This window comes from Streptomyces sp. NPDC088785 (assembly GCF_044750685.1).
Classification (GTDB): domain Bacteria; phylum Actinomycetota; class Actinomycetes; order Streptomycetales; family Streptomycetaceae; genus Streptomyces.
Genome location: NZ_JBIVKH010000002.1, coordinates 858,900 through 878,489, shown reverse-complemented (window position 1 = coordinate 878,489; position 19,590 = coordinate 858,900). Strand labels below are relative to the sequence as shown.

Annotated in this window: 16 protein-coding genes; 8 read left to right on the top strand and 8 right to left on the bottom strand. The window is 70.6% G+C overall.

Annotated elements, in window-relative coordinates:
• The first annotated feature begins 41 nt into the window (after positions 1-41).
• Entirely contained in the window at positions 42-665 is a 624-nt protein-coding gene (locus ACIP5K_RS09600; protein WP_401407193.1) for a YceI family protein, read from the top strand.
• Between the two features lie 134 nt (positions 666-799).
• Here the strand turns inward: ACIP5K_RS09600 and uvrA are convergent, their stop codons facing one another.
• Entirely contained in the window at positions 800-3,895 is a 3,096-nt protein-coding gene (gene uvrA / locus ACIP5K_RS09595; RefSeq protein WP_401407191.1) for an excinuclease ABC subunit UvrA, read from the bottom strand.
• 286 nt (positions 3,896-4,181) lie between these two features.
• Here uvrA and ACIP5K_RS09590 point away from each other — a divergent pair, with 286 nt between their 5' ends.
• The 5 genes from ACIP5K_RS09590 to ACIP5K_RS09570 all read left to right on the top strand — a co-directional run bounded on the left by ACIP5K_RS09590 (position 4,182) and on the right by ACIP5K_RS09570 (position 8,178).
• Entirely contained in the window at positions 4,182-4,904 is a 723-nt protein-coding gene (locus ACIP5K_RS09590; protein WP_401407189.1) for a maleylpyruvate isomerase family mycothiol-dependent enzyme, read from the top strand.
• Positions 4,905-4,913: 9 nt separating this feature from the next.
• Entirely contained in the window at positions 4,914-5,570 is a 657-nt protein-coding gene (locus ACIP5K_RS09585; RefSeq protein WP_401407187.1) for an MBL fold metallo-hydrolase, read from the top strand.
• Between the two features lie 114 nt (positions 5,571-5,684).
• Complete coding sequence (locus ACIP5K_RS09580) at positions 5,685-6,557, top strand: ABC transporter substrate-binding protein (RefSeq protein WP_401407185.1); 873 nt, start codon at positions 5,685-5,687, stop codon at positions 6,555-6,557.
• Positions 6,554-7,432 carry an amino acid ABC transporter permease gene (locus ACIP5K_RS09575; protein ID WP_401407183.1) on the top strand — a complete coding sequence of 293 codons (879 nt, stop codon included), beginning with the start codon at positions 6,554-6,556 and terminating at the stop codon, positions 7,430-7,432. The genes ACIP5K_RS09580 and ACIP5K_RS09575 overlap by 4 nt, the downstream gene beginning before the upstream one ends.
• Positions 7,429-8,178, top strand: coding sequence for an amino acid ABC transporter ATP-binding protein (locus tag ACIP5K_RS09570; RefSeq protein WP_401407181.1), 750 nt, complete (start codon positions 7,429-7,431; stop codon positions 8,176-8,178). Before ACIP5K_RS09575 ends, ACIP5K_RS09570 begins: the two co-directional genes overlap by 4 nt.
• A gap of 32 nt (positions 8,179-8,210) precedes the next feature.
• On the opposite strand, the gene aroQ is transcribed toward ACIP5K_RS09570, so the two are convergent.
• The gene (gene aroQ / locus ACIP5K_RS09565) at positions 8,211-8,684 is read right to left on the bottom strand and encodes a type II 3-dehydroquinate dehydratase (RefSeq protein ID WP_401407179.1); all 474 of its coding nucleotides are present in this window, start codon (positions 8,682-8,684) and stop codon (positions 8,211-8,213) included.
• Positions 8,685-8,912: 228 nt separating this feature from the next.
• On the opposite strand from aroQ, the gene ACIP5K_RS09560 reads away from it, so the two are divergent.
• Complete coding sequence (locus ACIP5K_RS09560) at positions 8,913-10,205, top strand: MFS transporter (protein ID WP_401407177.1); 1,293 nt, start codon at positions 8,913-8,915, stop codon at positions 10,203-10,205.
• On the opposite strand, the gene ACIP5K_RS09555 is transcribed toward ACIP5K_RS09560, so the two are convergent.
• From ACIP5K_RS09555 to ACIP5K_RS09530, 6 genes are all read right to left on the bottom strand, one after another.
• On the bottom strand, positions 10,195-11,295 hold the full coding sequence (locus tag ACIP5K_RS09555; protein WP_401407175.1) for a calcium:proton antiporter: 1,101 nt from the start codon (positions 11,293-11,295) through the stop codon (positions 10,195-10,197). The two genes, ACIP5K_RS09560 and ACIP5K_RS09555, sit on opposite strands and share 11 nt — an antisense overlap.
• 176 nt (positions 11,296-11,471) lie before the next feature.
• On the bottom strand, positions 11,472-12,461 hold the full coding sequence (locus tag ACIP5K_RS09550; protein WP_401407173.1) for a TerC family protein: 990 nt from the start codon (positions 12,459-12,461) through the stop codon (positions 11,472-11,474).
• Positions 12,462-12,696: 235 nt separating this feature from the next.
• Positions 12,697-14,598, bottom strand: coding sequence for a TerD family protein (locus ACIP5K_RS09545; RefSeq protein WP_401407171.1), 1,902 nt, complete (start codon positions 14,596-14,598; stop codon positions 12,697-12,699).
• A 10-nt stretch (positions 14,599-14,608) separates the two neighbouring features.
• Positions 14,609-15,229 (bottom strand): TerD family protein, encoded by a 621-nt coding sequence (locus tag ACIP5K_RS09540; protein ID WP_401407169.1) that lies wholly within the window; start codon positions 15,227-15,229, stop codon positions 14,609-14,611.
• A gap of 108 nt (positions 15,230-15,337) precedes the next feature.
• Positions 15,338-17,476 carry an excinuclease ABC subunit UvrB gene (gene uvrB, locus ACIP5K_RS09535; protein ID WP_401407167.1) on the bottom strand — a complete coding sequence of 713 codons (2,139 nt, stop codon included), beginning with the start codon at positions 17,474-17,476 and terminating at the stop codon, positions 15,338-15,340.
• A gap of 60 nt (positions 17,477-17,536) precedes the next feature.
• The gene (locus ACIP5K_RS09530) at positions 17,537-18,415 is read right to left on the bottom strand and encodes an MHYT domain-containing protein (RefSeq protein WP_401407165.1); all 879 of its coding nucleotides are present in this window, start codon (positions 18,413-18,415) and stop codon (positions 17,537-17,539) included.
• A 269-nt stretch (positions 18,416-18,684) separates the two neighbouring features.
• Between ACIP5K_RS09530 and ACIP5K_RS09525 the strand changes: the two genes are divergently transcribed.
• Entirely contained in the window at positions 18,685-19,569 is an 885-nt protein-coding gene (locus tag ACIP5K_RS09525; protein ID WP_401407163.1) for a glycerophosphodiester phosphodiesterase, read from the top strand.
• Positions 19,570-19,590: the final 21 nt, after the last annotated feature.

The following is a 19,590-nucleotide window of genomic DNA, read 5'->3' as shown; positions in this document are numbered from 1 at the left end:
CGGCCTTCCTGGCGTCCGGCACCCCGGCACAGAGTGGACGCATGGCTGACAACGATTCCGCGACCACCCCCACTTCCACCTCCACCTCCTTCTCCGCGACCGCGACCGCGACGTCCACCGTGGCACTGCCCCTGGTCCCCGGCGACTGGACCCTGGACCGGCTGCACTCGGCGGTGGGCTTCACGATCCGGCACCTGGGGATCGCGAAGGTGCGCGGCCGCTTCACCCAGGTCGAGGCCGGGCTGCACGTCGGCGAGACGCCGGCCGACGTGCGGGTGACGGCCACCATCTCGCTCGCCTCGATCGACACGGGCAACGCCGATCGGGACGCGCACACCCGCTCCGCGGACCTCCTGGACGTGGAGCGGCGTCCCACCATGGTCTTCCGCTCGACCCGGGTCAGCGGGTCGGACGAGGACTGGTCCCTGGAGGGTGAGGTGACCATCGGTGACGTGACCCGTCCGCTGACGCTCGACGTGGAGTTCGGCGGGGTCGTCGACGTGCCCGCGGACGGGAGCCGGCACGCCGGATTCGAGGCGACGGGGGAGATCCGGCGCAGCGACTTCGGACTCGATTTCGGCGGCGGCCTGCTCTCTGATGTTGTCAAGGTGCAACTGGACATGCAGTTCGTGGCGCCTCGTGAACCGCAGGACCAGGCTGGCTGACCGTTGAACGTGCGGCGCCCCGTGGGGAGTTCCCACGGGGCGCCGATTTTTTCACGGAGAGTGACTTTTGGGTGGCGGGGCGTGCACGGCGAAGTGGCCCGGTCCGACGGGTCGGACCGGGCCACTTCGATGCGTCAGGCCTTGCGGGCCCTGCCGGTCGTCTTCTTCGCCGCGGTCTTCTTGGCCGTGGACTTCGTGGCCGCCGACTTCGCCGGAGTCGCCTTCTTCGTGGTCGACGCGGCCTTCTTGGTGGTCGACGTGGCGGCCGGCTTGGTGGCGGCGGTCTTGGCCGTCGCCACCTTCTTCGCCGGCGCCCTGCCCGCCGCCACCGCCTTCTTGGCCGTGGTCCTGCGGGCACGCGTCGCGGGCACCGGGGCGTCGCTGACGCGGTCGGCGCCGAGGATGTCGCGCAGGAACTTGCCGGTGTGGCTGGCGGGCTCCGCCGCGACCTCCTCCGGGGTGCCCTCGGCGACGACGATGCCGCCGCCGTTGCCACCCTCGGGGCCCATGTCGATGACCCAGTCCGCGGTCTTGATGACATCGAGGTTGTGCTCGATGACGATGACCGAGTTGCCCTTGTCCACGAGGCCCGAGAGCACCGTGATCAGCTTGCTGATGTCCTCGAAGTGCAGACCGGTCGTCGGCTCGTCGAGCACGTAGACGGTGCGTCCCGTGGACCGCTTCTGCAACTCGCTGGCGAGCTTCACGCGCTGCGCCTCGCCGCCGGACAGGGTCGGCGCGGACTGGCCGAGCCGGACGTAGCCGAGGCCCACGTCGTTCAGCGTCCTGAGGTGGCGGGCGATCCCGGGCACCGCCTCGAAGAAGCCCAATGCCTCCTCGATCGGCATGTCCAGGACCTCGGCGATGGACTTGCCCTTGTAGTGGACGTCCAGCGTCTCCCGGTTGTACCGGGCGCCGTGGCAGACCTCGCACGGGACGTACACGTCCGGCAGGAAGTTCATCTCGATCTTGATCGTGCCGTCGCCCGAGCAGTTCTCGCAGCGGCCGCCCTTGACGTTGAAGGAGAAGCGTCCCGGCAGGTAGCCGCGGACCTTCGCCTCGGTGGTCTCGGCGAACAGCTTGCGGACGTGGTCGAAGACACCGGTGTACGTCGCCGGGTTCGACCGCGGGGTGCGGCCGATCGGCGACTGGTCGACGTGCACGACCTTGTCGACGAGGTCGTCGCCCTCCACGCGCGTGTGCCGGCCGGGGACCGTGCGGGCGCCGTTCAGCTCGCGGGCCAGGTGCGTGTAGAGGATGTCGTTGACCAGCGTGGACTTGCCCGAGCCGGAGACGCCGGTGACAGCCGTGAGGACGCCCAGCGGGAAGGACACGTCGATGTCCCGCAGGTTGTTCTCCTTGGCGCCGTGCACCGTGAGACGGCGCCCGGGGTCCACCGGGCGTCGCAGGTCGGGGATCGGGATGGCCCGCTTGCCTGACAGGTACTGGCCGGTCATCGACTCGGCGTTCTTCAGCAGCTCCTTCAACGGGCCGCTGTGCACGACCTTGCCGCCGTGCTCACCCGCGCCGGGGCCGATGTCGACGATCCAGTCGGCGACCTTGATGGTGTCCTCGTCGTGCTCGACGACGATGAGTGTGTTGCCCATGTCCCGCAGGCGGACCAGGGTCTCGATCAGGCGGTGGTTGTCGCGCTGGTGGAGGCCGATGGACGGCTCGTCAAGGACGTACAGCACGCCGACGAGACCGGAGCCGATCTGCGTGGCGAGGCGGATGCGCTGGGCCTCGCCGCCGGAGAGGGTGCCCGCCGCCCGGTTCAGCGACAGGTAGTCGAGGCCCACGTCGACGAGGAAGCGGAGCCGCTCGTTGACCTCCTTCAGGACGCGCTCGGCGATCTTCTTGTCGCGCGCGTTCAGCGTCAGCTTGGCCAGGAAGTCGGCGCAGTCGCTGATGGACATCGCCGAGACCTCGGCGATCGACTTGTCCATGACGGTGACGGCCAGCACGATCGGCTTGAGGCGCGTGCCCTCACAGGTCGGGCAGGGCACCTCGCGCATGTAGCCCTCGAAGCGCTCGCGGCTCGCGTCCGACTCGGCCTCGCTGTGGCGGCGCTTGACGAACGGGACGGCGCCCTCGAAGGGCGTCGTGTACACGCGCTCGCGCCCGTACCGGTTGCGGTAGCGGACCTCGATCTGCGTCTTGTGGCCGTAGATCAGCGCCTTCTTCGCGCGCTGCGGCAGTCCGGCGAACGGAATGTCCGTACGGAAGCCGAGGGCGTCGGCGAGCGCCCCGACGAGACGGCCGAAGTAGTCCTTGGTGTGGCCGTGCGACCACGGGTGGATGGCGCCCTCGTCGAGCGACTTGTCCTCGTCGGGGACGATCAGCTCGGGGTCGACCTCCATGCGCGTGCCGATACCCGTGCAGTCCGGGCAGGCGCCGAAGGGCGAGTTGAAGGAGAAGGAGCGGGGCTCCAGCTCCTCGAAGGACAGGTCGTCGTGCGGGCAGTACAGGTGCTCCGAGTACATGCGCTCGCGCTCCGGGTCGTCCTCGGGGAGGTCGACGAAGTCGAGCACGACCATGCCGCCGGACAGGCCGAGCGCGGTCTCCACGGAGTCGGTCAGGCGGCGCTTGGCGGAGTCCTTCACCGTGAGGCGGTCGACGACCACCTCGATGGTGTGCTTCTCCTGCTTCTTCAGGGTCGGCGGCTCGGAGAGCTGGATCGTCTGGCCGTCCACGCGCGCGCGGGAGTAGCCCTTGGTCTGGAGATCGCTGAAGAGGTCGACGAACTCGCCCTTGCGCTCGCGCACCAGCGGCGAGAGGACCTGGAAGCGGCTGCCCTCGGGCAGCTCCAGGACCTTGTCGACGATGGCCTGCGGCGACTGGCGCGCGATGGGGCGGCCGCACTCGGGGCAGTGCGGCTTGCCGATGCGCGCGAAGAGCAGGCGCAGATAGTCGTAGACCTCGGTGATGGTGCCGACCGTGGAGCGCGGGTTGCGCGACGTCGACTTCTGGTCGATCGAGACGGCCGGCGACAGGCCCTCGATGAAGTCGACGTCCGGCTTGTCCATCTGGCCGAGGAACTGACGGGCGTACGAGGACAGCGACTCGACGTACCGGCGCTGGCCCTCGGCGAAGATCGTGTCGAACGCGAGCGAGGACTTGCCGGAGCCGGACAGACCGGTGAAGACGATGAGGGAGTCGCGCGGGAGGTCGAGCGAGACATTCCGGAGATTGTGCTCGCGCGCGCCACGGACGATGAGACGGTCGGCCACGCCGGTCCGCACCTTTCTAGAGAGAAGCGACAGGGGCGAAGGCCCCCGTCTCCCGAGGTCTGACTCTCGCGCCGGCCTCCGAGGGGTCCCGGAGACATTACGAGAAGGCTGTCTTTCGAAGAGTAGAGGGAGCCACTGACAACGCCGGTTGGTTTCCCTGTTTGCCAACAAACCCGGACCTTCAACCATGCCCGATGTCGCACTCGACCATATAGCACGTGTATTCGATTTACGTGTGAGGTCGGCCGCCTTCACCCGAACGTGTGGCGCCGCTATCGTCGGCGTCATGAGTGATCATGTGCGCGACCTGGCGTCTGTACGCGAAGCGACCGACCGGCTGCTCGCTGCGATCAGCACCCTGGACAACGCCGGTGTGACCGAGCCGTCACGGCTTCCGGGCTGGAGCCGGGGGCACGTGCTCGCCCACCTCGCCCGGAACGCCGACGCTCTGGTCAACGTCCTGGAGGGCCGGCCCATGTACGCCGGCGCCGAGGTGCGCGACGCCGACATCGAGCGGGGCGCCCCCCGCGACCTGCGCGAGCAGATCGAGGACGTGCGCGCGAGCGCGGAGCGCTTCGGGCGGGTCGGGGCCGAGGACGGTGACTGGGGACGGACGGTCGAGCTCCGCAACGGGGTCACCGACAGCGCGTCCCGCATCCCCTTCCGCCGCCTCGTGGAGGTGGAGCTGCACCACGTGGACCTCGGGATCGGCTACGAGCTGGAGGACCTCCCCGAGGAGTTCACCTACCGCGAGATCGACTTCCTCGCCGAGCGCTTCGCCGGGCACCGGGACGTGCCGTCGACGGCCCTGGCCACGGACACGGGACGCGTGTGGAGCCGGGGCGCCGGTTTCGGCACCGGGAACTGGACCACAGGGGGCGGCGCGACCGGTTCGGCGCGAGCCGTCACGGGCCGTCCCGCGGACCTCCTGGGCTGGCTCTGCGGCCGTCGCGCGGGTGCCGGGCTGACCGTCACGGGGGGCCTGCTGCCCGCCCTGCCCCCGCTATAGGCTGAGCCCATGACGTACAGCGGAACGGTGAAGGTCGGCGGCCCGGCGGACGTGCACGAGTTGCAGAGCCTGATGATCTCCAAGGTCGCGGTCGGGCCGATGGACAACAACGCCTATCTGCTGCGCTGCCGCGCGACCGACCAGCAGCTCCTCATCGACGCGGCGAGCGAGCCGGAGACCCTGCTGCGGCTCATCGGCGACGACGGCATCGCGGCCGTCGTCACCACCCACCGGCACGGGGACCACTGGCAGGCCCTGTCCGACGTCGTCGCGGCGACCGGCGCGCGCACGTACGCGGGACGCGACGACGCCGAGGGCATCCCGGTGGCGACGGACGTGGCCGTGGCCGACGGGGAGACCATCGAGTTCGGCCGGATCTCCCTCACCGCCCGCCACCTCGTGGGCCACACGCCGGGCTCCATCGCACTGGTCTACGACGACCCGCACGGCCACCCGCACGTCTTCACCGGCGACTGCCTCTTCCCGGGAGGCGTGGGCAACACCCGGAAGGACCCGCAGGCCTTCGCCAGCCTCATCGACGACGTGGAGACGAAGATCTTCGCGCGGCTCCCCGACGAGACCTGGGTCTACCCGGGGCACGGGAACGACACGACCCTGGGGGCCGAGCGGCCGCACCTGCCGGAGTGGCGCGCCCGCGGCTGGTGACCCGGGAGGGCGGCGCGGGCCGGGTGTTCACGAACCTGCAACACCGTTCCCACCATGCGGACAGTTGCCCGTCTGACCTCGACAGACGGGCCTGAGCGCTGTCACTCTCCCGCCATGCCTCTCGACAACCGCATCGTGCGTCTTGCCGTCTGCTCGACCGTCGTCCTGGCCGCGACGGCGGCCTGCGCCCCCGAATCCGATGACGGGGCCGGGGACAAGCCCGCCGGCGCCTCGTCCTGCGCCCCCGGCAAGCTGTCCACGGTGGCCTCCGGGAAGCTGACCGTGGGGACCGACAAGCCCGCCTACGCGCCGTGGTTCAAGGACGACGACCCGGCCAACGGCCAGGGCTTCGAGTCGGCGGTCGCGTACGCCGTGGCGAAGCGGCTCGGCTACGGGAAACCGCGGGTGGCCTGGCGGACCGTCCCGTTCAACAGCTCCTTCGCACCGGGTGCCAAGAAGTTCGACTTCGACATCAACCAGGTGTCGATCAGCGCCGCCCGCAAGAAGGCCGTGGCGTTCTCCTCGGGCTACTACGACGTGCGGCAGGCCGTCGTCGCCCTGAAGTCCTCCAAGGCGGCCGGGGCGAAGACCGTGGCCGACCTCAAGGACGTCAAGCTGGGCGCCCAGGTCGGCACCACCAGCCTGGACTTCATCAACGACCTGGTGGAGCCCCGTCAGAAGCCGGCCGTCTACCAGAAGAACGACTTCGCCAAGTCCGCCCTCAAGAACGGCCAGGTGGACGCCATCGTCGTCGACCTGCCGACCGCCTTCTACATAACGGGCGCCGAGGTCACCGACGCCGAGGTGGTGGGCCAGTTCGAGAACTCCACCGGCACACCGGAACAGTTCGGCCTCGTCCTCGACAAGGAGAGCCGGCTCACCCCGTGCGTGACGGACGCCGTCGACGCGCTCCGCAAGGACGGCACGCTCGCCTCCCTGGAGAAGAAGTGGCTGTCCGAGGCCGTCGACGCACCGGTGCTCAAGTGACGGTCGCCGAGCAGCCCGCCGCCCGGGACACCTACGTCCCCTCCGAGCGCCGTCGGGCCCGCGAGCGCCACCGGCGGGCCCGCACGCGCCGCGCGACCGCCATCGCGGCGCTGAGCACCCTGGTGACCGGCACCGTGCTGTTCCTCGTCGTCACCCGCTCCCCCGGCTGGGACCGCACCAAGGAGACGTTCTTCAGCGCGCACTACGCGCGCGTGGCGCTGCCCGACGTCCTCGAAGGACTGTGGCTGAACGTCCGCCTCCTGGCGGTGTGCGGGGCGTGCGTACTCGTCCTGGGGATGCTGCTGGCCCTGGCGCGCACGCTGCAAGGGCCGGTGTTCTTCCCGGTACGGGCCCTTGCCACGGCCTACACGGACTTCTTCCGCGGACTGCCGCTCATCATCTGCCTGTTGCTGGTCATCTTCGGGGTGCCCGCCCTGCGGCTCCAGGGGGTCACCACGGATCCCGTGCTCCTCGGAGGGGCTGCGCTCGTGCTGACCTACTCGGCGTACGTCGCCGAGGTCTTCCGCGCCGGCATCGAGTCGGTGCACTCCTCGCAGCGGGCCGCGGCGCGCTCCCTGGGGCTCAGCAGCCGCCAGACGTTGCGCTACGTAGTGCTGCCCCAGGCGGTGCGCCGAGTCGTGCCTCCCTTGCTGAACGACCTGGTCTCGCTCCAGAAGGACACGGGGCTCGTCTCCATCGGAGGTGCGGTGGACGCCGTGTACGCGGCGCAGATCATCGCCGGCAAGGACTTCAACTACACGCCCTACGTGGTCGCCGGACTGGTGTTCGTCGCCCTCACCATCCCCATGACCCGCTTCACGGACTGGGTGACGGCCCGCATGGACCGGCGCCGGGCTCAAGGAGGCCTCGTATGACCGAGCCCGTGCTGCGGATGCGGTCCGTGCGCAAGACGTTCGGCGAGAGCGTGGTGCTGCGCGACGTGGACCTCGATGTCGCCCCGCACACCGTGACGGCGCTGATCGGCTCCTCCGGTTCCGGGAAGTCGACGCTGCTGCGCTGCGCCAACCTCCTGGAGGAGATCGACGACGGGGCGATCTGGCTGAGCGGCGAGGAGATCACCGATCCGCGCACGGACGCGGACACGGTGCGGCGCCGCATCGGGATCGTGTTCCAGGCCTACAACCTGTTCCCGCACATGACGGTCCTGGAGAACATCACGCTGGCCCCGCGCCGGGTCCACGGCGTCGCGCGCAAGGCGGCCGAGGAGCACGCCGGGGAGCTGCTGGAGCGCCTCGGGCTCGGCGCGAAGGCCCACGAGTACCCGGACCGGCTCAGCGGCGGCCAGCAGCAGCGTGCGGCGATCGTGCGGGCTCTCGCCGTCAGGCCGCGGCTGCTGCTCCTCGACGAGATCACCGCGGCCCTCGACCCGGAGCTGGTGGGAGAGGTCCTCGACGTCGTGCGCGACCTGAAGGGCGAGGGCATGACCATGGTGCTGGCCACCCACGAGATGAGCTTCGCGCGGGAGGTCGCCGACCAGGTCTGTTTCCTGGAGGGCGGTGTCGTGCTCGAACGCGGCTCCCCCGAAGCCGTGTTCGGGGACCCGCGGCAGGAACGTACCCGCCGGTTCCTGCGCCGGATCGTGGAGGCCGGACGCCTGTAGCCGTCCCCGGTGCTGGTGGGTGTCCCCGGGCGCTAGGCGCGCGCGGTGCCGGGTGCGGTCAGCGCCGCCACCCGCTCCACCCCGAACACGTAGCCCTGCACGCCGCAGCCCGCGATCACCCCGTCCGCGCGGTGCGACACGTAGGAGTGGTGGCGGAACTCCTCGCGCTGGTGGACGTTCGAGATGTGGACCTCGATCACCGGCAGGCCGTCGCAGGCGTTGAGCGCGTCCAGGATCGCCACCGAGGTGTGCGAGTAGGCGGCCGGGTTGATGACGACGCCCACGTGGTTCTCCCGGGCCTCGTGGATCCAGTCGACCAGCTCGCCCTCGTGGTTGGACTGCCGGAAGTCGACGGTGGCGCCCAGGGCGGCGGCCGCCTTCACGCACAGTGCCTCGACGTCGGCGAGGGTGTCGTGGCCGTAGATCTCCGGCTGACGCTTGCCGAGCAGGTTCAGGTTGGGGCCGTTGAGAACCATGATCGGGGCGCTGGCGAGGGTGTGCGGCACTGGGACCTCCGTACGTGGGGCGGTTGCTCCCTGAGGGTCTATCACGCGCCCTTCGCGCGCGGGACGTCGGCCGACACGGACCCGGCGGAGCCCCGGGGACGGGCCGCGCGCGGCTCCGAGGCGGACCGGACGGGGGTCGGGCACGGGAACGCCGAGCGCTTTCGTGCGCCTCTCGTCGCGCTCTCGCACGCCCCGTAACCAGCGCAGATCACGGGTAGTTGCCGCGTCATGCACACTTCTCACCCTCCGTCACTGCCGCGGCTCGCGGCGGCCGCCCTGGTCGGGACGGCCATCGAGTTCTTCGACTTCTTCGTCTACGGCACCGCGGCGGCGCTCGTCCTCGGCCCGCTCTTCTTCCCGACGTTCTCGCCGCTCGCGGGAACCCTCGCGGCCTTCGCGACCTTCGGAGTGGGCTTCGTGGCCCGGCCGCTCGGATCGGTCCTGTTCGGGCACATCGGGGACCGCAGGGGGCGGCGGCCCGTCATGGTCGGCTCGCTGCTGCTGACCGGGGCGACGACCGTCGCGGTCGGATTCGTGCCCACCTACGCGTCGATCGGGGTGGCCGCTCCCCTGCTCCTGCTCCTGCTGCGCTTCCTGCAAGGTCTCGGCCTGGGCGGCGAGTGGGGCGGCGCGGTCCTGCTGACGGCCGAGCACGCGCCCGCGGGGCGGCGCGGCCTGTGGGCGAGCCTGCCCCAGATCGGCCCGTCCGCGGGTTTCCTGCTGGCCAACGGCATCATGCTCGTCCTGTCGACGACCCTCACCGACGCGCAGTTCGCCACCTGGGGCTGGCGGGTGCCCTTCTGGGCCGCCGGCGTGCTGGCACTGGTCGGGCTCTGGCTGCGCTCCTCCCTGGTGGAGAGCCCGACGTTCCTCGCCATGGAGGAGCCCGCCCGGCTGCCGCTCGCCGAGGTGGTGCGCGGGCACGGGCGGCTGGTGCTGCTCACCGCGGGCGCGCTCGCCGTCGGGTACGCGATCTTCTACTCGGTGACCACCTGGTCGCTCGCCTACGGAGTGGAGCAACTGGGGGTGAGCCGCAGCGTCATGCTGACCTGCATCATGACGGCGGTCGTCGTGAAGGGGGCGCTGACTCCCGTGGCGGCGCTGCTCGGTGACCGGTACGGACGGCGGCCGGTGTGTCTCGCGGGGTGTGCGGTGGCCGTGGTGTGGATGGCGCCGATGGTGGCTCTGCTGTCCACGAGGGAACCGCTGTTGATGTTCCTGGGGTTCCTGGTGGCCCTGCTCGCGTTCATCGCGATGTTCGCCGTGATCGCCGCGTATCTGCCGGAACTGTACGAACCGCGGGTGCGTTGTACGGGTGCCGCCGTCGGCTACAACCTGGGCGGTGTGCTGGGCGGGGCACTGACGCCGATCGTGGCGACGGCGCTGGCCGGTGAGGGGACGGGGGTTCCATGGGGCGTGGGGTTGTATCTGTCGGGCGTCGCGGCGCTGAGCCTGGGGTGTTTCCTGCTGCTGCCGGAAACGGCGCCCGCCGCGGTGGCGCCGGACGCGGTCACGGCGTGACGGCGAGTTCCACGTATGCGGCGAGGATCACCAGATGCACGCCGCCCTGGAGCGGTGTCGCCCGTCCGGGCACGACGGTGAGCGTGCTGACCACCAGGGTCAGCGCGAGCAGCACCATGTGGGTGGCGCCCAGACCGAGGACGAGCGGCCCCGACAGCCAGAACGAGGCGATGGCGACGGCCGGCACGGTCAGTCCGATGCTGGCCATCGCCGAGCCGAGCGCGAGGTTGAGACTGGTCTGTACGCGGTCGCGCCGGGCGGCGCGCAGGGCCGCGATCGTCTCCGGCAGCAGCACCAGCAGCGCGATGATCACGCCGACGACGGCCTGCGGCATGCCCGCGGCCTCCACCCCGTGCTCGATCGTCTTGGAGACGCCCTTGGCCAGCCCGACCACGCCGACGAGGGCGAGACCGAGCAGCCCGAGGCTGAGCAGCGCGGTGCGGTTCGTCGGTGCTTCGGCGTGGTCGTCGGCGTCGATGACGACGCCCTGCCGGGAGATCGGCAGGAAGTAGTCGCGGTGGCGCACGGTCTGCGTCGCGACGAACAGGCCGTACAGGACGATCGCGGAGACGGCCGAGAAGACCAGCTGCGACGTGGAGAACTCGGGCCCGACCCTGCTCGTCGTGAACGTGGGCAGGACGAGGCAGAGCGTGGCGAGGGTGGCCACGGTCGCGAGCGCGCCGCCGGTCCCCTCCGACTGGAAGATCGCCACTCGGTGGCGCAGGGACGCCGCGAGGAGGCTGACACCGACGATGCCGTTGCAGGTGATCATGACGGCGGCGAGGACGGTGTCGCGGGCGAGCGTCGAGCTCTTGGCGCCGCCGTCGGCCATCAGCGTGACGATGAGCGCCACCTCGATGACGGTGACGGCGACGGCGAGCACGAGGGAGCCGAAGGGTTCACCGACCCGATGGGCGACGACCTCCGCGTGGTGGACGGCCGCGAGGACGGATCCGGCGAGGACCAGGGAGGCGACGGCGACCAGGAAACCCGGCAGGTCGCGCCCCCAGGTGAACGCGAGCAGCACGATCGCCAGCACCGGGACGAGGACGGTCCACCGGGTGGCCAGTGCCCGAAGTCTGGTGATCATGTCTTGATGGTGCCCGGGGCGGGGAGGGGGCGCGACCTGGGGTCCTTCGGGTCGCGGTGGGCGGAGGCGGGCGGCCGACAGGGGCACGTCCACGCCACGAGCGAGCACCGGGAGGGGGTGCGGCCGTCGGCCGCGCGTCCCTCCCGGTGCCGGGTCGTTCCCCGCGCCCGTCGGCGTCAGGCGCCGATGCTGTCCTTCTGCGCCTCTTCGGCGGCGTCGCGCCGGGCCTGCTTCTTCGAGGCGATGAGGCTGGTGATCGTCGTGATGATCAGGACACCGCAGATGACGGCGAGCGAGACCGGGATCGAGATCTCCGGTACGTGCACGCCGGACTCGTGCAGGGCGTGCAGGATCAGCTTCACTCCGATGAAGCCGAGGATCACCGACAGGCCGTAGCTGAGGTGGACCAGCTTCTTGAGCAGTCCGCCGATGAGGAAGTACAGCTGGCGCAGGCCCATCAGGGCGAAGGCGTTCGCCGTGAAGACGATGTACGGGTCCTGGGTCAGGCCGAAGATCGCCGGGATCGAGTCCATGGCGAACAGCACGTCGGTCATGCCGATGGCGAGCATGACGACCAGCAGCGGCGTCATGATCCGCTTGCCGTGCTGCTGGATGAAGAGCTTCGTGCCGTGGTAGCGATCCGCGACGCCGAACTTCTTCTCGACCGACTTCAGGAGGCGGTTCTCCTCGAAGTCCTCTTCCTCCTCGTCCGCCAGGGCCTCCTTGATGAGCTTCCAGGCGGTGTAGATGAGGAAGGCACCGAAGAGGTAGAAGACCCACGAGAAGCTGGAGATGATCGCGGCGCCCGCCGCGATGAAGATCGCCCGCAGGACCAGGGCGATGAGCACGCCGAAGAGCAGGACGCGCTGCTGGAGATGGGTCGGCACCGAGAACTTCGCCATGATCAGGATGAAGACGAAGAGATTGTCGACACTGAGCGACTTCTCGGTGATGAAGCCGGCGAAGAACTCGCCACCGGCCTGGCCGCTGCCCCAGATCGTCACACCGACGCCGAAGAGCACGGCCAGGGCGATCCAGACCACGGTCCAGATGCCGGCTTCCTTGATCGACACGTCATGGGGCTTGCGCCCGATGAAGAAGTCGACCGCGATCAGGGCGCTCAGACCAAGAATGGTCAGCACCCACAGGGTCATCGATACGTCCACTGCGCCTCCGGCGTCGTACGGCTACTGATCAGCGTCGTCGCTGCCGGAGGTCTCTTCCACCCGAGCCCCGCTCCGGGGCTTCGGGCCGACGCCCCGGGATCGACGGCCGTGCGGCCGGGTCGTCCGTATTGACGGGCACGTCGCGTATGGGAGTACTCCCCTCCGCGTCAAGAAGAGTACTCGAAAGACCCATGAAAGGTAAAGGTTTCAGTAAAGGAATCACCAAAAGACCAGGTCAGAGGCCCCTCTCCTGCCTGGCACGCGCCACCTCCGCGAGGACGGTCCGCAGGACCGCGCTGCCCTGCGGGACCGCCGGCGGCTCGTACGTCCAGGCGTGCCCGACCCAGGGGTCGGCGAGATGGTCGTCGGGCACCGGCGTCAGGCGCAGCAGGGTGCGCCAGAGCGGGTCGAGGAGCGGGCCGTACTCGGCGGCGTCCTGGCGGTCGGCGACCAGCATCAGATGGACGCCCACCTGCGGCCCCTCGTCCGCGAGGTAGCGCAGCCGGGTGACGGCGCGGTCGTCGAAACCGTGCGGGAAGTCGTGCACGACGAGCAGTTGCTGGGCGGTGTCGAAGTCCGGCGGCAGGGAGTCGGCGGCGCCCGCGCGGATCGCCATCTGGATGAGGTCGACCCGCTCGGTGAGCCGGGTCAGTACCTCGGAGACACCGGCCGCTCCCCGGGCGGGAGGCCCGTCGAGCACCCCGGCGTCGACCAGGGGCGCCAGGGCGGCCGCGGCCGTGCCCGCCGGATCGACGACGTGCACGCTGAACCCGCCCGCCGGATACGCCGCGAGCAGCCGGGCGACGTGGACGACGGCGGTCTGTGCGGCGCGGGCCCGCACCGCGTCGGCGTCGCTGAGCCCGTCACCGGCCGAGGCACCGGCGTCGATCCACAGCCCGCGCTCCAGGGGCAGCCGCACGAGCATCGGGATGCGCAGGCCCAGGCTGTCGCTCTCCGGCAGTCCGAGGTCGCCCAGCCGCACGGCCATGGGGAGCTCCATGGGGCTGCGGTAGGCGTGCCAGCACGGGTTGTCCCAGCCGGCGTACGGGGCCGGGAGCGCCGGCTCGACGACCTCGGACTCGGCGGCGAGCTGGGCCAGGTCCCGGTCGAGGACTTCGCGGGCCCGCTCCACGAGGGCGCCGTGCTTGGCGCGGGCGGCCTCGCGGGCGGCGTCGCCCTGGCTGCCGAGGCGGCTGCGCGGGTCGGACAGGCCGGAGAGGATGCGGTCGAGCTCCTGCTCCATCCGGGAGTCGGCGAAGTCGACGGCGCTGCGGAAGGCGGCGGCGGTGCGGGCCAGGTCCTCGAACATGCCCCACACCTGGTTGTAGAGCCGCTCCTCCATGGTCCAGCCGGTGGCGTCGCCCGCGACCGGTGCGGCGGGCCCACCGGTGCCGGCGGGCTGCGCCGCCGGCGGGGGCGGCGGCGCCTGGCGGCGCGGATGGCTGTAGTCGATGGGGCCGCCCGGTCCGCCGGCGGCCGGGGCCGCGGGGGTGGGTGGCAGGGCGCCGGCGGCGTGGCCGGCCGTGGCCGCCGCGCGGACCTGGCTCTCGTCCGCCGTACGCGGTGGGGGTGCGACCGCGCGGGCCAGTCCCTGCGCGACGGCGTCGTGGATGGCGCCCGCCAGCGCCCCGGCGTCCGGCAGGCCCTGGTCGGCGAGGAGCGCGGCGAGTCCGTCGGCGTAGCCCTGGCCGATGGCGCGTACCTTCCAGGCGTCCTGTCTCCGGTACAGCTCCAGGGCGACGACGGCCGATTCGGAGTCGAGGTCGGTGACGGTGTAGCTGGCCTGCTCGGCGCCGTCGAGACCGGTGACCGCCACGAACGGGGCGGCCACCGCGCCGAAGCGGGTCGGCCCGCCGGTGCCGACGGGCAGCGCGAGCAGCACGGTGACGCGGTGCACGTCCGGCGGCATCGCGTCCAGGTCGACGGCGAGGCGGTGGTCGGCCGCCGCCTGCCGTGGTACTTCGAGGCCCGGCAGGGCGGGCGCGCCGGGGTGGGCGACGCGCCCGGCGCCGTGCACGGTGCCCCGGTCGTCGGCGAGCGTGGCGCCCGCGACGACCGGGTGGCCGGCCGACACCCGGATCTCCAGACGGGTCTGGGTGAGGGGGTGGTTCTGGCCCCTCACCAGTTCGGCCGCCATCGTCGGCCCGCTAGAGGCCGGGAAGGATGGAAGGCATGAGGTCCTGGAACGTCCGGCCGTTGGCCGCCGTGCCCAGGGCCGTCATCTTCCAGCCCGCCCCGTCCCGGTGCACCTTGGCCATGATCTGCGCCGTGTACTGACCGCCGCCGTCGAGCGTGAAGCGGGCCAGCTCCTGGCCGTTCGTCTCGTCGACCAGTCGGCAGAACGCGTTCTGCACTTCCTGGAAGGTCTGGCCCGTGAACGAGTTGACCGTGAAGACGATCTGGTCGATGTGGACCGGGACGCGCGCGAGGTCGACGAGGATCGCCTCGTCGTCACCGCCCTGTCCCGCTCCGCCCACGAGGTTGTCGCCGGTGTGCCGCACCGAGCCGTCGTCGCTGACGAGGTGGCGGAAGAAGACCACGTCCACCGGCTGCTTGTCGGCGAAGAGGACCGCCGAGGCGTCGAGGTCGATCTCGCGGGTGCGGGTGCCGAACAGACCCCGCCGGGGGGCCGCCTGCCAGCCGAGGCCCATGCGCACGGCGGTGAGCGTGCCTCCGCCCTGCTTCTCGAGGCTGATGGCCTGCCCCTTGTCCAAGCTGATGCCCACGCCCAGTCCCCTCTCGTACCGTCCCCTGTTGCCGCGGCGCATGCGCGGTTGGTCAAACCCTAGAGGGCGGCACCGACAGCGCCGCCACCGCGGGCGGAACATTGTGGCGGTCTTGCAACACAGCCACGCCGCTCCGCCCGTCGCGGCAGGTCAGGCGAGCCCCGCCTCCCTCATCTGGCGCAGCTCCTTCTTCATCTCCGACACCTCGTCGCGCAGCCGTGCCGCGATCTCGAAATGGAGGTCGGCCGCCGCGGCGCGCATCCGCTCGGTCAGCTCCTCGATCTGTGCGGAGAGCTCGGCCGCGGGCCGGTCGGTGGGCACGGTCGGCTCGGCCGCCTTGCCGCGCTTCTTCTTGCCCGTGTCCGCCGTGCCGAGCGAGGGGACGGGGGCCTTGGCGCCCTTTCCGTCCTTGCCGCCCTTGCGGTAGCCGGTGCCGAGCAGCGCCTCCGTGTCGACGTCCTCGCGCGCGATGGACGCCACGATGTCGTTGATCTTCTTGCGCAAGGGCTGCGGGTCGATGCCGTTCGCCTCGTTGTACGCGATCTGCTTCTCGCGGCGGCGGTTGGTCTCGTCGATGGCCTTCTCCATCGCCGGGGTGACCTTGTCCGCGTACATGTGCACCTGGCCCGACACGTTGCGCGCGGCGCGGCCGATGGTCTGGATCAGGGACGTCCCGGAGCGCAGGAAGCCCTCCTTGTCGGCGTCGAGGATGGCCACCAGGGACACCTCGGGCAGGTCGAGGCCCTCGCGGAGCAGGTTGATGCCGACCAGGACGTCGTACTCGCCCGCGCGCAGCTCGCGCAGCAGCTCGACGCGGCGCAGGGTGTCCACGTCGCTGTGCAGGTAGCGGACCTGGATGCCCAGCTCCAGGAAGTAGTCCGTGAGGTCCTCGGCCATCTTCTTGGTGAGCGTGGTGACCAGGACGCGCTCGTCCTTCTCGGTGCGGGTGCGGATCTCGTGCACCAGGTCGTCGATCTGCCCCTCGGTGGGCTTGACGACCACCTCGGGGTCGATGAGGCCGGTGGGGCGGATGATCTGCTCGACGAAGCCGTCCGAGCGGGCGAGCTCGTAGTTGCCGGGCGTCGCCGACAGGTAGACGGTCTGGCCGATGCGCTCCTGGAACTCCTCCCACTTGAGGGGGCGGTTGTCCAGCGCGGACGGCAGCCGGAAGCCGTGGTCCACCAGGGTGCGCTTGCGGGAGGCGTCGCCCTCGTACATGGCGCCGATCTGCGGCACGGTGACGTGCGACTCGTCGATGACGAGGAGGAAGTCGTCCGGGAAGTAGTCGAGCAGCGTGTTCGGCGGGGAGCCGGGCTCGCGGCCGTCGAAGTGCATCGAGTAGTTCTCCACGCCGGAGCAGGAGCCGATCTGGCGGAGCATCTCGAGGTCGTACGTGGTGCGCATGCGCAGCCGCTGGGCCTCCAGCAGCTTGCCCTGCTTCTCCAGCTCGGTGAGGCGCTCGCCCAGCTCCTTCTCGATGTCGTTCGCCGCGCGCTCCAGGCGCTCGGGGCCCGCCACGTAGTGCGTCGCCGGGAAGATGTACAGCGAGTCGTCGTCGCTGATGACCTCGCCGGTGAGCGGGTGGAGGGTGGACAGCGACTCGATCTCGTCGCCGAACATCTCGATGCGGACCGCGAGCTCCTCGTAGACGGGGAAGATCTCGATGGTGTCGCCGCGCACCCGGAAGGTGCCGCGCTGGAACGCCAGGTCGTTGCGGGTGTACTGGATGTCGACGAAACGGCGCAGCAGGTCGTCGCGGTCGATCTCGTCGCCGACCTTCAGCTGGACCATGCGGTCGACGTACTCCTGCGGCGTGCCGAGGCCGTAGATGCAGGAGACGGAGGCGACCACGACGACGTCGCGGCGGGTCAGCAGCGAGTTCGTCGCCGAGTGGCGCAGGCGCTCCACCTCCTCGTTGATCGAGGAGTCCTTCTCGATGTACGTGTCCGACTGCGGGACGTACGCCTCGGGCTGGTAGTAGTCGTAGTACGAGACGAAGTACTCCACCGCGTTGTTCGGCAGGAGCTCTCGGAACTCGTTCGCCAGCTGGGCGGCCAGGGTCTTGTTCGGCGCCATCACCAGGGTGGGGCGCTGGAGCTTCTCGATCATCCACGCCGTGGTGGCGGACTTGCCGGTGCCGGTCGCCCCGAGCAGGACGACGTCCTTCTCGCCTGCTGTGACGCGCTTCTCCAGCTCGGCGATGGCCGCGGGCTGGTCACCGCTGGGCTGGTACGGGCTGACGACCTCGAAAGGTGCCACCGTGCGTTCGATCTTCGATACGGGCCGCATGGAATCAACCGTACGACCCGCCACTGACAACCGGGTCGGATCGGCCGTCGGCGGCGGGGCTCACCAGTCCTGCGGGGTCCGCGGCCGCTCCTGCCGGCCGAGGGTCCGGCGGGCGCGGTGGCTCTGCCCGTGGCGCGCGACGGGGACGGGCGTGGCGGCGGCGCCGCGGTGGTCCGCCGCCTCCTGGGCGTCGCGCCAGTCGGGGCGGCCCATGACCATCAGCGGATCGAACATGACGACCACGCCGGCCAGCAGGAGGAAGCAGAGCGGGCCGATCATCATGGGCGCGATGATGCCGGCGGCCGCGTCGCCCCCGGGGTTGCCGGCCGTGGAGTTCTCCATGTGGACGCTGACGCCCGTCATCGCCATGTAGTGCATGCCGGACACGGCGAGCCCCATGACGAGGCTGGCGCCGAGGCTCCAGAGGATGCCGCGGACCTGTACGGCCGCCCACAGGGCGAGGGTGGCGGCCACCATGGCGATCACCACGGAGGCGGCCACGGTGACGATGTTGTACTGAATCGTCCCGTGGAGGCGCATTCCGGCCATTCCGAGGTAGTGCATCGTGGCGACGCCCAGGCCGGTGAGGGTGCCGCCGGTGAACAGGGCGGGACCGGTCGCTCCCTTGTAGCCGACGATGAAGACGCCGACGCCGACCATGACGATGGCGACGCCGAGGCTCGCGAACGTCGTGGCCATGTCGTAGTGGATCGGCACTCCCTCGACGGAGAACCCCATCATCGCGATGAAGTGCATCGTCCAGATGCCCGAGCCGATGGCCGCCGATCCGAGCGCGAGCCAGCCGGCCCGCCAGGTGTTGGCCACCAGGAGCGATCTGGTCGTGCAGCGCAAGCCCAGCGCGCCGCCGAGGCACGCCATGAGATAAGCGACCACCGGTGTGACGAGCCCGTAACTGAAGCCGTCGACCGTGCCTTGCATGCGTCGCAGCCCTTCCGCCCTGTTGTGCCGTGAGGTGTCGTACCGATCCCTCGTGGGCGGCCACCCGAGTGGCCGCGGTCGAGGCTGAGATTAAAGCTCACGCGGGAACGTCCGAACGATTTTCCGGCAAAGAATCCTGCCATTCCACGCGGGGGTCGCTCCGGTCGGGTGACACCGTTCAACCTCTGACCATCCTTCGCCTGTGTTCTGTTGGCTCCGGACTGTCACGCTCGTGCCGTCCGTGATCTCACGACGCACGAGGAGCAGACGTGTCCGCACGTACAGCAGTCGCCCTGGCCTCCATGACCGGCTCGGTCGTCATCGGGGTTCTGGTCCTGCCCACTGCGGCCCAGGCCGCCCCCGGGGCCGACCGGCACCCCGGCCCGGTGGTCGTCGCCCACCGCGGTGCCTCCGCCTACGCCCCCGAAAATACGCTCGAAGCCGTCGACAAGGCGGACCGGCTCGGTTTCGACTGGGTCGAGAACGACGTGCAGCGCACCAAGGACGGCGTCCTGGTCGTCCTGCACGACACGACGCTGACGCGGACGACCGACGTGGAGCAGGTCTTTCCGGACCGTGCCCCCTGGAACGTCAAGGACTTCACCGCGGCCGAGATCGCCCGGCTGGACGCGGGCGGCTGGAAGGACGCGGCGTTCACGGGGGCGCGGATCCCGACGCTCCACCAGTACCTGCGGCGCGTGGACCGCAACCACCAGAAGCTCCTCATGGAGATCAAGTCGCCCGAGCTGTATCCGGGCATCGAGGACCAGATCCTGCGGCAGCTGGGCCGCGACGGCTGGCTCGACCGGGGGCACGTCAGGGGCCGGCTGGTCGTGCAGAGCTTCGACGCGGGGAGCGTCCGGACCGTGCACGCGCGGCGGCCCGACATCACCACCGGCTTCCTGGGCACCCCCGCCGTGGCCGAGCTGCCCGCGTACACGCGGTTCGCCGATCAGATCAACCCGTCGAACACGACGATCGGCACCGACTACGTCGCCGCGGTGCACGCCTTCAAGGGGCCGCACGGCAAGCCGCTCCAGGTCTACACGTGGACCGTCAACGACGCGGCGAGCGCGCGGCGCGTGGCCGGCTACGGCGTCGACGGCATCATCACGAACACCCCCGACGTCGTGCGGGGGGCGCTGAAGGGCTGAGCCCGGCCCGGCGTTGTCAGT